The following is a 14,954-nucleotide window of genomic DNA, read 5'->3' on the forward strand; positions in this document are numbered from 1 at the left end:
TTTCGACGCGGTGGGTTTCTGCGGCCCGCCCTCCGAACCGGACGTGCATGTCTCCACGCATCCGGCTCTCCACTTGTTCATGCCGCTGGTGCGGTGTCGGTGTCGGGTGGCCAATTCGCCCATGGTGCAGGGATCTTCGAGCCCCGGTATCGGTAGCGGAGGACCGTCACCGATCGTGGCCGGAACAGCTCGACACGTCGGTCGCTGATCTGCCAGTCAGGCCAGAAGCGACGGCGTAGCGTTCCCCAGGTCAGGCCGAGGTGTCGTTTACGCAGCCAATACGCAACCCGCATGAATGCGAAGTGGTCGACGTAGCAGAAGGTGCGTTTAGACACTCCGTGCTTGAAATAGTTGCACCAGCCCCGTAGCACGGGGTTGACCTGCCGGAGCAGGTCGGCGAGTGTGTGATGTTTGTTGCGGCGCGTCAGTTTCCGGATCTTGCCGGTGATCGAGGCCAGCGATTTCTTCGATGGCCAGGTGTAGACGAACCGCTTGCTGCTGCCCGGTTTGGTTCGCCGCTGGATGCGGAAGCCCAAGAACTCGAAGCCCTCGTCGATGTGGCAGACCCTGGTTTTCTCGACCGACAAGCGCAGGCTCATCGGTGCGAGTACCGCTTCGACCTCATCCCATAGTGCTTCGGCATGAGCGCGTGTGCCGTTGATCAGCACCACGAAATCGTCTGCATAGCGGACGATCCGATAGGTGGCGCCTCCGGCGCGCCGATGCTTGGTGCGCTTCCAGTTCGTATCGAGCGCTTCCCACTGACGCATGAAGTGCTCGTCGAGAACCGACAGGGCGATATTGGCCAGCAGCGGTGAGAGGATCCCGCCCTGGGGAGTGCCGGTCGGCGTATCCCGATGTACCGCATCCTCGGAGAGGATCCCGGCTTTCAGGAACGCCTTGATCAGCGTGAGCACCCGCTTGTCACCGACCCGCATCCGCACCCGATCCATCAGTGCACAATGCGAGATCTCATCGAAGCAGGCCGTGATGTCTGCTTCAAAGACCCACTCGTACCCCTTGTTACCCGAGGTGTAGTGGTGGATCTCGGCGATCGCATCCTGTGCCCGCCGTCTCGGCCGAAACCCATACGAGCACGGCTTGAAATCCGCCTCGTAGATGGGTTCCAGCACCAGCTTCAGCGCTGCCTGCACGATCCTGTCGGCGGTGGTCGGGATTCCCAGGCGTCGCATCTTGCCGTTCGCCTTGGGGATCAACTTCTCCCGCACCGCAACCGGTGTGAACCGGCGTTCTTTCAGGTCGCCTTGCAGTTCTGCAAGGAGTTGCACCGCTCGGTCATCGATGGAGGACGGTGTCACTCCATCGATCCCGGCCGTGCGTGCTCCCTTGTTGCCCCGCACCCTGTTCCACGCCACGACGAGGAACGCTGGGTCATAAACGAGGTTGAACAGATCATCAAACCGGCGGCCCGGATCGGCCACCGCCCAACGATGCAGTTTCCGCTGCATCATGCGTACCCGCAGCCACGCCTCATCGACGTCGGGCCACGGCGCGCCGGTATTCACCAGCGACCTTCGCGCAATGCTCGGCAACCGCGAACAAGCTGGACCCCTTCGCCATGTGACCGGCTTTCCCGGACTCGGACTACTACGGATCCTCCGCCCCCACACGACGGCATCGGCCGGCGACGGACCTTCCCGCCGAAACGCTGGATGCGCTCCGGGAAGGGGACCACCGCGTGGGTTCCCACGTTCACTGTCAGATCGATCGACGGGCGAGGTGCCCAACTATGCTCCTGCGGCATCGCCACGGCTACGCCGCGGGCCTTCACCGTGACCTCCCGACCGGCGGTACAAACCGATCGCGGAGTTCCCCGCACCACACCGTGATACGAGTGTGCGCCGCTGCCCAGCCCAGATCCGCCAGATTCGAGCTGGTGGGAACAGACTTGAGGAGCGTTCAGACGCTGGTTTCTCACGTACACCGTCCCGTCTTGCTTGCCGGACCCGCGTCGTCTGGCAGTGCCGACGCGTCCCGTCGTTGTCAGGGCTGCTTTCCACCCTCATCGGCGTCCCCCGAATCAGGCTGCCCCCAGCTTCAACCCGCTGCCGCGACAGCGGACAGACGAAGGATTCTCACCTCCATTCGATCCCACAGCGCCTCGTGGCGCTCTGTACCAGTGGACCCAGTCGGCGGTGAGGTGCTCGACATCGTGCACCGAGCGCAGCGGCCCGGTTCGGAACGGTGAGTCTTTCCGGATCGCTTCGGTCTTATAGAGACCAATTATTGTCTCCGCCAACGCATTATCGTAGGCGTCTCCGACCGTTCCAATCGACGGCTTCATGCCGGCGAGCATGATCGTCTCCCCGCAGTGCACCGACGTGTACTGCGACCCGGCATCAGAGTGGTGAATCGTCGACCCCGCCAGCGGGTGGCCTTCACGGGCCCGCAGCGCTGCGGCCTGACGGAGCGCCGATTCAACGAACCACGAGTGCTTGGTCGTTGAGCACGCCCAGCCGAGGATCCGCCCGGCGTAGGCATCGACGACGAACGCGGTGTAGACGAACACCCCGGTGACCAGGCGAACGTAGGTGAAATCGGCGACCAGAAGCCGGTTGGGGGCATCGACGGCGAAGGTGCGATCCACCAGGTCCGGTGCCCGCTGCGCGGCGAGATCGGCCACGGTAGTGCGGACCTTCTTGACCCGCCGCACCCCCTGCCAGCCGTTGGCCCGCATGAGACGCTCCACGGTGCATTTGGCCACCGGAATGCCCCGTCGTTGCAGGTGAGCCCACATCTTGGCCGCACCGTAGAGTGACTCGGGCTTGCGGCGACCATCAGCATCGGGGGTGTAGTAGCCGGCCAGGATCTCAGCGACCGTCATGTCCCACAAGACCCGTTTCGATGGTGGGCGAGCCTGCCAGGCGTAGAAGGTTCTCGGGGCGATCTTGCAGCCACGCTCGCTCAGCACGCGGCAGATCGGAGCGACCCCGAACCGGGGCGTGTCATTCCATCTGTGTAAGTCCGGGGTGGTCCATCATCGGACCGCCGTTCGGGCGGACAGAAGGAGTGTTTTGTGACGAAGCTCATGGAGTCGGCGGGCAAGGAGAAGTCGGCGGCTCGCCGGCTGGCGGAGACGTTTTCGGCCGAGACCCTGGATTCGCTGATCAAGGACGCGGTGAAATCGGGGACCCCGATCGACGGGGCGGACGGTTTGCTGACCGAGTTGACCAAGGCGGTGCTCGAGCGGGCCTTGCAGACCGAAATGACCCACCATTTGGGGTATGAATCCGGTGACCCGGCTGGCCGCGGGTCGGGCAATTCTCGCAATGGGTCTTCACCGAAGACGGTGACCACGGTCAACGGCCCGGTGGATATCGCGGTGCCGCGCGACCGCAACGGCACTTTTGAGCCGGTGATCGTGCCCAAAAGGGCGCGCCGGCTGGGCAACATCAATTCGGTGGTGCTGTCGCTGTATTCGCGCGGCATGACCACCCGCGATATCGAGGCACATCTGGCCGAGGTGTACGCAGCCAAGGTGTCACGAGAATTGATCTCCAATATCACCGAGGTGGTGGTCGATGAGATCAAGGCCTGGCAATCGCGCCCACTCGATGAGGTCTACCCGATCCTGTATATCGACGGGCTGCGGCTGCGCATCGCCGACAACGGGGTGGTGGGCACCAAGGTGGCCTATCTGGCCATCGGCGTGGACCTCGACGGGCGTAAACACGCCCTGGGCTGCTGGATCCAAGACAGCGAGGGCGCACGGTTTTGGCAGAAGGTCATCATCGACCTGCGCAACCGCGGAGTACGCGACATCCTCATCGCCTGCTGCGACGGGCTGACCGGCTTGCCTGATGCGATCCGCTCGATCTTCCCCGATACCGTGATCCAAACCTCATCTATTAACAATGGATCGGCCGGGATGGTCTCGGCGTTCACCTGCACCACCACGGGCAGGGCCCACGCAAACGCGTCACCTTCGAGGTCCACATGCAGACCTGTCCGCCCGTGGTGGCTGCGGGGCGTGGACCGGCCAGCGAGAGCAGCGCCACCGCTGTGGGCGGTGAGTGCCGAGATGAGGTTCCGGGCAGGCCTCGCGATCGCAGGGTGAACCTTTCACATTGAAAGGGATCCAAGTGCAATGAATCAGAGTACTCTGCAACGGCCGAACAGCTTCTGGTGTGGGATCGACTGGGGCGGGCGCTTCCATCACCTGTGTGTGCTGGATGGCACCGGCCAGCAGCTGCTCAGTCGCAAGGTCGCTCACACCGTCGATGGTCTGGCCGTCCTGGTCGGGTTGATTGCTTCGTTCACCGGTGCGGTCCGGATCGCGATCGAGCGGGCCGAAGGGCTACTGGTCGAATATCTCCAGCACCACTGCGATGCCGAAATTTATTGCGTGTCACCGAAAATCTCGGCGCGAGCACGCGAACGCTATCGGATGGCGGCCGCCAAGTCCGACGAATTCGATGCCTATGTGTTGGCCGATACGTTGCGTCACCAGTATGCCCAGTGGCGGCCGTTGGCCGTTCCGTCGCCGCTTCTAGCGGAGCTGACCGCAGTGAGCCGCGATCGTCAACGCATCCTGGATATGCAGGTGGACACCGAGAATCGACTGCGGTCAATCTTGGATGCCTATCATCCGTGCCCGTTGCACCTGTTTTCTGCACTGGACCGGGACATCACCCTGTCCTTCATCCGCAGCTATCCCACTCCCGTGCAGGCGGGCCGGATCACCGCTGCGCGGATGGGCGCGTTCACGTCCCGGCACGGCTACAGTGGCCGGCACAAACCCGAGACACTTGTCGCCCGGATGCAGCCGCATCTGCTATCGGCGAGCGACGGCACCGTTGCTGGCAAAGCGTTGGCGGCCAAAGCATTCACCGAACAACTGGCTCTACTCAACACCCATTTGCGAGCCCATGACAAACGACTGGGCGAACTGCTCGAGGCGCACCCGGACACCCCGATCTTCACCAGTTTCCCCGGCATCGGACCGGTCACCGCCGCCGTGTTGATCTCCGAAATGGGTGAGGAGCGCAGTCGTTTTCCTTCGGCGCCGTCATTGTTGGCAGAGACCGGCTTGGCTCCGGTCACCAAGGTGTCCGGGCGCACACGTCAGGTTCGCTTCCGCTACGCCGCCAACCGGCGGATGCGGCACGCCATCGACTGGTGGATGTTCGTCGCCGTCCGTGAAGACCTCTGGTCGGCCGACATCTACCAACACGCCCGCGCCGCCGGCCAACCACACCATCGTGCCCTGCGTGGCCTGGGCGCCCGCTGGTGTCGCATCTTGTGGCGCTGCTGGCACGACCACAACCCCTACGACCCGGCCATCCACCACCGCGCCACCGCCGCCTAACAACCCCACCCCGCCCCCGCGCTGAGCAAAGTCAGCCAGCCGCGGCGATCAATCATGCCCACGACCCGAGGTTGACAGCGGGAGTCTGCGTGGTGCATGTTATTCGCAATGCGATGCGGTTCGTGTCGTATAAGGACCGCCGCAAGGTCGCCTCGTCGATGCGGGCCATCTATTCGGCGCCCACCGTAGATGCCGCTGAGCTCGCGCTCAAAGAGTTTGACCGCGATTTCGGTGCGCAATACCCCGGCGCGATCGACGTGTGGCGGGGCGCCTGGCCAGAGTTCATTGCCTTCCTGGATTACCCGGTGGAACTACGCAAGATCGTGTACACGACAAACGCGATCGAGTCCATCAATTTCCAGCTACGCAAAATCACCAAGAACCGCGGACATTTCCCGGACAAGGACTCTGCGATCAAGTTGCTGTACTTGGGGTTGCGCAACATCTCCAGCCACAGAGGAGGCTATTCGGGGACGGGAACCTACAACTGGACTGTGGCGCTTAACACCCTGGCGAAACTGTTCCCTGGACGGATTCCGTTGTGTTAGAATATAACTCGTTGTCAAGTCACCTCAGACTTACACAGAAATCGTGACGGGCTCGCCCGCATCGGTGTCGCCGTTGGCGCGATGTCACCGATCCGCCCGAACGTGATCTGCGCGATGGACTTCGCATTCGACACCACCGCCGACGGGCGCACCATAAAAATGCTCAACGTGATCGACGAGTTCACCCGCGAGGCCCTCGCCATCGAGGTTGACCGCGCCATCGACGCCGACGGCGTCGTCGACGTCTTGGACCGCTTAGCCTTGCACCGAGGGGCACCGTACTACGTGCGCGTCGACCACGGACCCGAATTCATCGCGCATGCGGTCAACGACTGGTGCCGATTCAACGGCACCGGCTCGCTGTTCATCGACCCCGGCTCACCATGGCAGAACGCCTGGATCGAATCGTTCAACGGCCGGCTCCGCGACGAACTGCTCAACTCCTGGCGCTTCGACTCCCTGCTGAAGGCCCGCGTGATCATCGAAGACTGGTTGCCGCGACTACAACGCCAACAGGCCCCATTCCGCCCATGGCGAACTCACCCCAACCGAGTTCGCCCTACAGTGGACCACGACCCACCAACCCCAAGCCGCATACCGACTGGACCACCAAACGGGTCCCCCTCACAGCGAGCAGACCTAAACCCCAAGCAGCAACCTCGACTTCGGATCAGCCACATACAGTGGCATAAATGGACTGGCACACCAAGCCATCGGGGTATCGCAATTCTGCTAGCATTCGTTAGCTACGGGGTTGTACACGGCGGTGCCGCAGGATGGGAAACCAGCTGGCGCGCTTCAGCGGCCCGCCAGCACGTCGTCTCTACAAGTCCTCGCCGCGGACCAATTGGTTGTCTGTGCACGATGACTGCTTCGCAGTGCTGAGCGAAAGAGCCTGCCTGCGGCGCTTAATTCGTTCTCGTTGGGTAGCCACCAGGAGCCATCCAGCAACTTGTCTAATCGCGGTGGCAGTGGCTAGCGGTCTTCGTTGGCAAGGTCGTAGCCGATACAACTGCACGCCCGATGTGTGCGGCGGCAGCGGTTAGGAAGTATACCGTGCCAGACCGGTCGACGGCGGTATCTGGTCGGGGGAGATCCTCTGCCGGAAAACCCAATACGTCCAGCCCTGGTAAGCGATGACAAGCGGAAGCAACGTGAGCGACGCCCACGTCATGATATTCAGCGTGTAGTCGGTCGACGAGCTGTTGTAGATCGTCACGTTCCAGTCTGGGTTGAGTGTGGACGGCAGCAGGTTTGGATACAGCGAGCCGAACAACAGGACTGCCACCGCAGCGATCACTATTGTCATCGCGAAAAATGCCCAGCCTTCCCGACTGCGGGCCCACATTAGCGTCACCGCCGTCAGCAGCGCGACGACCGCGACACCCAAAGCTGGCCACGTCCAGGGCTTACCATGGGCAGCCTGGGTCCACAGCCCGAAACCGCCTATCAGGACGATTGTGGGTGCTGACAGCCATCGTGCAAATCGAAAGGCACTGTCGCGCACCGACCCTGAGGTTTTCAGCGAAGTGAATACCGCGCCGTAGAACATAAACAGAGTTGCGGTCGCCAACCCGCCGGGCAACGTGTAGAAGTTCAGTATATCTCCGACCGTCGGATGCACCCGGTGGCGCGCGTCGATCGGCAGCCCGCGCACCAAGATCGCAAACGCAACACCCCATAGGATCGCTGGCAACCAGGACCCGATTGCGATCCCCACATCCGCCCACGAACGCCACTGTGGGTCATCGATCTTGCTGCGCCATTCTATGCCGACGATGCGCACGATCATTCCGAACAGGATTGCCAGCAGTGGGAGATACAGTGCTGAGAACAATGTCGCATACCAGTTGGGAAACGCAGCGAACATCGCGGCGCCAGCAGTGATCAGCCACACTTCATTGCCGTCCCACACCGGACCGATCGTGTTGAGTACCGCGCGGCGACGAGCTTCCGGATCGCCTGAGCTGCTCACCCCGAAAGGCAGCATCAGCATGCCGACCCCGAAGTCGAAACCCTCGAGGATCAGAAACCCCAGAAACAGCGCCGCGATGATCACAAACCACAAATGCTGTAATCCCACAGGAGCTCAACCCCTCTCAATAGGCGAACGACAGCGGGGCCACTTCGCCCTCAGCGGGTGGCTGCGGTGGTGCGGGTTCAGCATCGTATTCCTGCGGTCCCTCCACGACGTAGCGGCGCAACAACCAAAACCAGACCACGGCCAGTACCCCGTAGATAAGAGTGAAGACCACCAAAGACGTCACAACCGTCGGTATTGGGACATCGGAAACCCCGGCATGAACGGTCAGACGTACGGCTTGATCGCCGGTCGGATTGGGCACCACAACCCAAGGCTGGCGACCCATCTCGGTGAACACCCAACCCGCCTCAGCGGCCAGAAACGGCGTCGGGACCGTGATGAGGCCGAACCGTCCGAACCACTGCTGATCGGGCACCCGGCCCCGACGCGTCACCCACAGTGCAGCCAGCGCGAACAAGACCGGGACGGCCAGCAAGCCGATCATGATCCGGAAAGACCAATAGGCCACGAACAGGTTTGGCCGATAATCGCCTGGGCCGAAGCGGGTTTGATACTGCTGCTGCAGGTCGTTCACACCCTGTAAGGTGACGCCGCTGAACTTGCCCTCGGCTAAGAACGGCAGTACGTACAGCGCTGTGACAACGCGCGTGACGCTTTCACAGTTGTTGTGCGTGCCGATCGTCAGGATTGAAAAGCTGGGGTCGGTTTCGGTGCGGCACAACGACTCCGCCGAGGCCATTTTCATCGGCTGTTGGCGAAACATCAGTTTGCCCTGCATGTCGCCGGTGGGAATCAGCAACACCACTGCCGCTACGAGAATGAGCCAGCAACTTGCGATGGTGGCTGGCCGGAACATTGTCTGTGCTTGCTCCGCGCCCTGGGCATGCCTATGAGTGCGGACTATCAACCAGGCCGATACACCGGCGACAAACGTGCCCGCTATGAGCAGCGAGGCCGTGACTGTGTGCAGAAAGGCCCAGATTGCGGTGTTGTTGGTCAGCAGGGCACCAAAGTCGGTCAGTTCGGCACGGCCGGTGCGTGGGTTGAAACGGGTACCGACCGGGTGCTGCATGAATGCGTTCGCGGCGATGATGAAGAACGCCGAGATGTTGACCGCGATTGCGACGACCCAGATGCACGCGAGATGTAGCCATCGGGCTAGCCAGCCCCATCCGAAGATCCACAGCCCGATGAACGTCGACTCGAAGAAGAACGCGATCAACCCTTCCAACGCCAACGGGGCACCGAAAACATCACCGACGAAACGAGAATACTCACTCCAGTTCATCCCGAACTGGAACTCCTGTACGATCCCGGTGGCCACTCCAATCGCAAAATTGATCAAAAACAACTTGCCGAAGAACCTGGTGAGCCGATACCACGCGGTGTTACCGGTGAGCATCCAGGTGCTCTGCATCACCGCCAGGATCGGGGCAAGACCGATCGTGAGCGGCACAAAGATGAAGTGGTACACGGTGGTGATGCCGAATTGCCAGCGTGAAACGTCGACGACATCCATCTGCCACCTCCCGGGTTCAGTGCTACGACGTATGGTAGTAAACGACGCCCCCGGCACCAATACTTCGAGTCGACTCATCAAGAATGCCTGAGTGGTCCCGGGTCAGCAGCCCAATCCAGAAACGTGGGCTTTCCCGTTTTTCGGGAGACTTCCGAGCGAGGTTTGATCTTGCAAGCCCGGGGAGAGGAAGTTTGCAGTGGCAGCGCACTGGAAGTACCCGGTCGAGCCGCTGCGGTTGATCGACGAGAACCGGGGCATCCGGGTCGGCCGCAAGGGCGTCGGGCGGATCATGCGCCAAAACGGGCGCAAAGGCGCCTACCTGTGCCGAGGCTGGAAGCACGGGTCGACCTGAAAAACCCAAGCATACCGCCATGCCGGATTTGCTCGACCGCGACTTCAGCGCCACCGCACCCAATCGCAAGTGGGTCGTCGACCTGACAGGCATCGTCACGCTGGAGGGTTTGCTGTGGTTGGCCAGCGTGCGCGATGCGTTCTCCACCAAGGTGGTCGGCTGGGACAGCGGCCTGCGCGCCACCATCGAGCTGGTCGTCTCGGCACTTGACTACGTGATCTGGTTGCGCGATGTCCGCGACGGGCAGCTCGTCCATCACAGCGACAAGGGCTGCCAATATACCTCCATCCGCTTCACCCGAACGGCTGCTCGACGCTGGCATCGGACCCCCCGCTGGGGGTGTCGGGGATTCGTTCAATAATGCCCTCGCAGAAAACCCGTGGTCGATCATCAAGGTCGAGATGATCTATTGACCCGCAACAACTTTTGCTATCCAAGCGGAAGTGTAGGGGGCGTTGTTCCGCTATATCGGCGGCTAGTACAACCCACGCTGCATCCAAGCCGAACCCGGTGGGCTCTCGCCCGACCAGTACGAGACTGCCGGCAGGAGATCAGCCAGCAGCGCCGACCCCAACCGGCTATCCTCCAACCAGAGGGCACCGATCCCAAATAGAAAAGTCTCTGGAAAATCGGGGGAACTCCGAAACAAGGCGGACTCAACCATCGGGGGACACGCCACGCTGCTCAAATCGGGCAACGTGCTCAAAAGACAGCCCTTGATTAAGGCTGGTTCTGCGTTGCCATGTCGTCGATGAACGACCGGCGTGATGTGAGCGAATTGGATTCCCAGGGAAGCCGGAAGACGTTACTGTCTAATGCCTTCGCAGAATGGCCAGCAGCCGGTCGGTCATCGTCATCTTGACTGGGACCCGGAAGCTGCTGGTCGTGCAAATCGCCGACATCAGCATCCTGGCTTTCGCCCAGTTCGTTGGGCGCCGCAGTGTGTTCGTCGTTGCAATCATCGATCGTTCGAGATTGCTCGGCGATATCAACCTCATCAGCATGCGGTATTGGGTCGGTCATCGTTGGCATCCAGTGGATTTGGTTGCTTGCTGGTCGGCCACGTTGTTATCTGGGTGTGCAGTGCCGCGTTTGCGCTGAGCGTCGCCACCTGAAGCCTGCTTGCAGGCGGTTCAACTAGGCGATCGCTTTCTGCTCTTGGCTTCATCAGGCGTTCCTCGGCTATTCGCTATTTAAGCTGACTCGTTCTGTTCTGGTACATGCAGGGCCGTAAGTCCCACCCTGGTGGGACCGAAAGGCATCCGCCGGTGCGCTCGTAGGACAAGTGCCGGTTTCCGTTTGATGGGTATACGTTTCGTCGGCATCGGTTATGCAGGTCCGATCGACGTTACCCAATATGGGTGTCGTACCGGTCCTAACGAGACGTGTTACGCCGAGCGGTCCAACCGTCACCTTGCAGTGAAGGAGGTAAGCAGCATGGCTGTTGCTTGGCGCCGGCCTATCTAAAACGAACTTTATGCGGATCGCCCAGGTTCAATCGCGCTGTTGGGCAAGATCATGTACAAGGGTTGATGAGGTTCCAGCTCACTTCCGATAAGCGGTATCCGCACCATAAGACGCAACCCGGTATACGTCGATCAATCTGCTGAGGTCACTAGCGCTGACGATGCCGACTAAACCGCCCGAGGCGACAACCAGAGCACGGTTACCGGATTCCGGCTTTAGATGCTCGAGCAGCGTGGTGAGCGGCTCGTCTGGAGCCGCCGTGGGCACCTGCGATAACGGTATCGCGGCCTCACGCACCAAAGTCGCGGCGCGTTCGCTTGCTGGTATGCCGCGCAATTGCGCCAAGGTGATCAGTCCGATGATAGACCCATCGCGGTCTGCGACCGGATACGCTGAGTGGCGATCGCCAAGCAGATAGCGATGAATGAAATCCTCGACCGTGATGTCGGCCGGAGCCGTGTGCGGTTGGGCGGTCATGACGTCAGCGACGCGCACATTGGCGACGGCTTGTCTGGTTATCACCTGTGTCTCCTCCTCACGGGAAGCGGCGAAGATGAACCAGCCGATAAACGCCAACCACACACCCCCTACCAGGGCGCCCGTTAGAAACTCCAGCAGCCCAAAGGCGATCAGGATGAATGCGAGGATGCGCCCGGCACGTGCAGCGCCAATCACAGCGCGCACGCTGTCGCCGTAGCGACGCCACAGGTAAGCCTTCAGCACCCGTCCGCCGTCCAACGGAGCGCCCGGTAACAGGTTGAACACACCCAGCAGCAGGTTGATACCTGCGAGCCACCACGCGACCCCAACCACGATATGGGCAACCCCGAGCTCATCGAGCCCGTAAGCCGTGGCCCCGAAGACTGCTGCCAGGGCCAGACTCATCAGCGGGCCCGACACCGAGATCCGAAACGCTTCTATGGGTGTCTTCGGCTCGCCTCCCAGACGGGTGACGCCCCCGAAAAGCCACAGGGTCACGTCGAACACCTTGACGCTGGCGCGGCGTGCGAGAACTGCATGAGTCAGTTCGTGGGCCAGCAGCGACGCGAGCAGTATCAGCGCACCGCATGCGCCAGCCAGCCAGTAGGCCCCTTTCGGGTAGCCCGGGGTCGTAACGGGCAATGTGGAGGCCAGGCTCCAGGTGAACAGCCAAAGAATGACCAGCACGCTCCAGTTAACGCTCACCGGAAAGCCGACGATCCGTCCTATCGGAATACTGCCCATGTCGAATAACCTCCAAAAATATTGGGAACAAAGTATTAGTCTTGACGGGCGATCATCACCGGGATGCGGGCTGCGTGTACCACCGCGGTGTCGACCGAGCCGAGTAACATTCCAGCGGATCCGTCGCGTCCGTGGCTGCCAACGACAACAAGTTGAGCAGACTCAGCTGCTCGAGCAGAGTGCGCGCCGGATGATCGAACGGTGGCGTCCCAGGAGCGGTGTAAAAGTGGCCTGGCGTAGGTCCCGCTCGCTTGCGTTCATGATCCTATGCGGTGGCGCTGGCAGGTTCACTTGGGACCATGCCGGTTTCGGGGTTTGTTTCCGAATTCCTTTGCGGCAGTTCGGTTGGTGGGTCATGCAGCGATCTGCGTAGGTCGGCCAGCAGCCGCAGGCCGGCCGGGGTCATGGTGAATCCGCGCCATCCGGCCGAGGCGCGGTCGAGCACCGCCCACACCAGTTTGAGGCAGGAGTACTCGCCGGGCAGCCTGCCGATGACCTTGACCCGGCGGCGGGTCTCGCCGAAGGTGCGCTCGATGAAGTTCGAATGCCGCACGCGGGTCCAATGCTCGCGCGGAAACCGCAGATAGACCGTCAGCGATTCACGGTCAGCGAGCAGGGCCCGCACCGCCGCCGGGTAAGAGTCGCGCCAGCGCTTGGCGAACACGTCGATCCTGTTCTGGGCGAGTTTGACCGCCTCGATGCCGGGTTCGACGTCCTCAGGCAGGTCGAAGATCGCCCAGTAATCGGCTTTGACGTCGGCCTGCGCATTTTTAGCCACCTTGGCAATGATGTTGCGGGCGCGATGAATTAGGCAGCGCTGCCGCAACGCCGTGCCCATCGTGCGCTCGACCGCACCGATCAACCCGGGCGCGCCGTCGCTGATCACCAGCAGCGGACACGCCAGCCCACGCTCGCCGAGCCCGGACAGGAACCCTTCCCACGCGTCGCCGGACTCCGAGGATGCCGCGTCCAGCCCGACGAACACGGGCTTGCCGTCGGTGTCGATGCCCCAGGCGGCCAGCACCGGCTCGGCCGCGGCGTTTGCGTGATATTTGAAGTGGCTGCCGTCGAGGAACAGGTAATCCAGCTCGACGTCGTCGAGGCGGCGGGCGCTCCATTGTTCGAACTGAGTCTTGATGTCCTCGCAGATCCGCGACACCGTCGACTTCGACACCGCGGCGGCCTCGCCGAGCGCCTCGACCAAAGTGGCCTCCACGTCGCGGACCGACAGGCCGCGCACGAACCCGGCGATCACCAGCGACTCCAGGGCGTTGGTCTTGGTCACTCCCTTGCCGAACAGCTGGGAGGCGAACCGCTCGGTGGTGCCGCGCACCTTCGGCCGGGCCAGCGTTACCGGTCCCGCGGTGGTCTTCACCGTGGTCGGGCAATATCCGTTGCGCATCCCAGCGCGGGCGTCGTCGCAGCTCGCGGCTCGCTGGTAGCGGTCCCGGCCGAGGAACTCGCTCACCTCGGCCTCGATCGCGGTCTGCAGCAGCAATCGGGCGCCGAGCCGGGCTACTTCCTCGATCGCACCCGCCAGGTCCTCGCCGCCAGCGAACACACCATCAATTTCTGCCTGCAACCGCTGCACAGGCGATACCCTCTTCAACACGGACGTGGGCTCCTTCCATCAGACTTGCCGGTCTTCGAGGGAACCTACGTCCGGATTCTTTTACACCGCGGGAGGGACACGACCGATCGAACACAACTCGGCGGCAAAGGGATACGTCAGGGTAGCGTTCCTGAAAGTCAGTCAAGGCCTCGGCAAGCGTCTTTTCCATCGCCAACCGCAGCTCCAGGAAAGGCGGGATCGACGAATCCGCGCCACTCCAGGCGTGCAGTGTTACCAACTCCACACCGCGGAAGGAGGCCTCGTCGAACGCGCTCGCAGTTGCCAGCTCCGATGCCTGCGAGCCCTCGATACCGACCAGCACGGCTAACCATGAGGGTTGCAGCACGATGGGCCAGCTCGCTGTCGATCTCGGGTCGGTCGCCGTCCTGCATACTATCTTCGGCGATCTTGATCGCCTCGGCAACAATCGTGTCTTCGTCCTCTGCATCGGTCGGTGGAGTTGGGCGGGAAGAACTATGGGCGGCCAGATGGCGAGCTTGCTTGAGACATGCACGATGGTTAATCGAACGTTCCGCATCGTTGCCTCACGCGTCGCCCACCGCACTGCCATGGTCGATGACGCGGATCCATCGACACCGACCATGACTCCCGGATGTGTGCCGCGATTAGATTTCACTGTCCTCCCTTGGGGGGCTCCGGGCGTCACGACGATGTTTTGACACTAGACGGTGGGTGATCGCCGGTCAGGTGGCCTTAGTCCCAATGGGAGCGGCCCTAGGACCTTTCGCCCCGTGCGATCACGCTCGCCGAGCAGCTTGCCGCCGAGCTGCTCGACGCGGCGGACGCGTTCGACGGGCGCCTGCCCGAGTTGTTCTGCGGATTTCCTCGATCGTGGTTC

At 62.0% G+C, this 14,954-nt stretch carries 10 protein-coding genes and 5 pseudogenes; 6 read left to right on the forward strand and 9 right to left on the reverse strand.

Going from position 1 to position 14,954, the window contains the following annotated elements; genetic code table 11:
* Positions 1–77: 77 nt before the first annotated feature.
* Complete coding sequence (ltrA, locus tag MHEC_RS06765) at positions 78–1,526, reverse strand: group II intron reverse transcriptase/maturase (protein WP_048893872.1); 1,449 nt, start codon at positions 1,524–1,526, stop codon at positions 78–80.
* Positions 1,527–2,122: 596 nt separating this feature from the next.
* Positions 2,123–2,959, reverse strand: a pseudogene (locus MHEC_RS06770) (IS3 family transposase); the annotation flags it as partial.
* A 129-nt stretch (positions 2,960–3,088) separates the two neighbouring features.
* Between MHEC_RS06770 and MHEC_RS06775 the strand changes: the two are divergent.
* The 4 genes and pseudogenes from MHEC_RS06775 to MHEC_RS06790 all read left to right on the forward strand — a co-directional run.
* Positions 3,089–3,874, forward strand: a pseudogene (locus MHEC_RS06775) (IS256 family transposase); the annotation flags it as partial.
* Between the two features lie 234 nt (positions 3,875–4,108).
* Entirely contained in the window at positions 4,109–5,329 is a 1,221-nt protein-coding gene (locus MHEC_RS06780; protein ID WP_071700283.1) for an IS110 family RNA-guided transposase, read from the forward strand.
* A gap of 83 nt (positions 5,330–5,412) precedes the next feature.
* A pseudogene (locus tag MHEC_RS06785) lies at positions 5,413–5,877 on the forward strand (transposase); the annotation flags it as partial.
* Positions 5,878–5,934: 57 nt separating this feature from the next.
* Positions 5,935–6,520, forward strand: a pseudogene (locus MHEC_RS06790) (integrase core domain-containing protein); the annotation flags it as partial.
* 399 nt (positions 6,521–6,919) lie between these two features.
* Here MHEC_RS06790 and cydB read toward each other — a convergent pair.
* A complete protein-coding gene (gene cydB, locus MHEC_RS06795; RefSeq protein WP_048893773.1) occupies positions 6,920–7,960 on the reverse strand; it encodes a cytochrome d ubiquinol oxidase subunit II in 1,041 nt (346 codons plus the stop codon).
* Between the two features lie 16 nt (positions 7,961–7,976).
* Positions 7,977–9,440 (reverse strand): cytochrome ubiquinol oxidase subunit I, encoded by a 1,464-nt coding sequence (locus MHEC_RS06800; protein WP_048893774.1) that lies wholly within the window; start codon positions 9,438–9,440, stop codon positions 7,977–7,979.
* A gap of 196 nt (positions 9,441–9,636) precedes the next feature.
* Here MHEC_RS06800 and MHEC_RS06805 point away from each other — a divergent pair, with 196 nt between their 5' ends.
* Positions 9,637–9,792: a hypothetical protein gene (locus MHEC_RS06805; RefSeq protein ID WP_160315087.1), complete on the forward strand. Its 156-nt coding sequence runs from the start codon at positions 9,637–9,639 to the stop codon at positions 9,790–9,792.
* Positions 9,793–9,811: 19 nt separating this feature from the next.
* A complete protein-coding gene (locus MHEC_RS06810; RefSeq protein WP_053094073.1) occupies positions 9,812–10,153 on the forward strand; it encodes an IS3 family transposase in 342 nt (113 codons plus the stop codon).
* Positions 10,154–10,512: 359 nt separating this feature from the next.
* On the opposite strand, the gene MHEC_RS06815 is transcribed toward MHEC_RS06810, so the two are convergent.
* The 5 genes and pseudogenes from MHEC_RS06815 to MHEC_RS24970 form a co-directional block, all read right to left on the reverse strand.
* Entirely contained in the window at positions 10,513–10,815 is a 303-nt protein-coding gene (locus tag MHEC_RS06815) for a hypothetical protein (RefSeq protein ID WP_142358670.1), read from the reverse strand.
* Between the two features lie 522 nt (positions 10,816–11,337).
* Positions 11,338–12,483, reverse strand: coding sequence for a site-2 protease family protein (locus MHEC_RS06820; RefSeq protein ID WP_048893777.1), 1,146 nt, complete (start codon positions 12,481–12,483; stop codon positions 11,338–11,340).
* Between the two features lie 35 nt (positions 12,484–12,518).
* Positions 12,519–12,679, reverse strand: a pseudogene (locus MHEC_RS06825) (universal stress protein); the annotation flags it as partial.
* 69 nt (positions 12,680–12,748) lie between these two features.
* Positions 12,749–14,095: an IS256 family transposase gene (locus MHEC_RS06830; RefSeq protein ID WP_081235376.1), complete on the reverse strand. Its 1,347-nt coding sequence runs from the start codon at positions 14,093–14,095 to the stop codon at positions 12,749–12,751.
* Positions 14,049–14,699 carry a universal stress protein gene (locus tag MHEC_RS24970; RefSeq protein ID WP_099869243.1) on the reverse strand — a complete coding sequence of 217 codons (651 nt, stop codon included), beginning with the start codon at positions 14,697–14,699 and terminating at the stop codon, positions 14,049–14,051. The genes MHEC_RS06830 and MHEC_RS24970 overlap by 47 nt, the downstream gene beginning before the upstream one ends.
* Positions 14,700–14,954 lie beyond the last annotated feature (255 nt).

Source organism: Mycobacterium heckeshornense (assembly GCF_016592155.1).
GTDB classification, from domain to species: Bacteria; Actinomycetota; Actinomycetes; order Mycobacteriales; family Mycobacteriaceae; genus Mycobacterium; species Mycobacterium heckeshornense.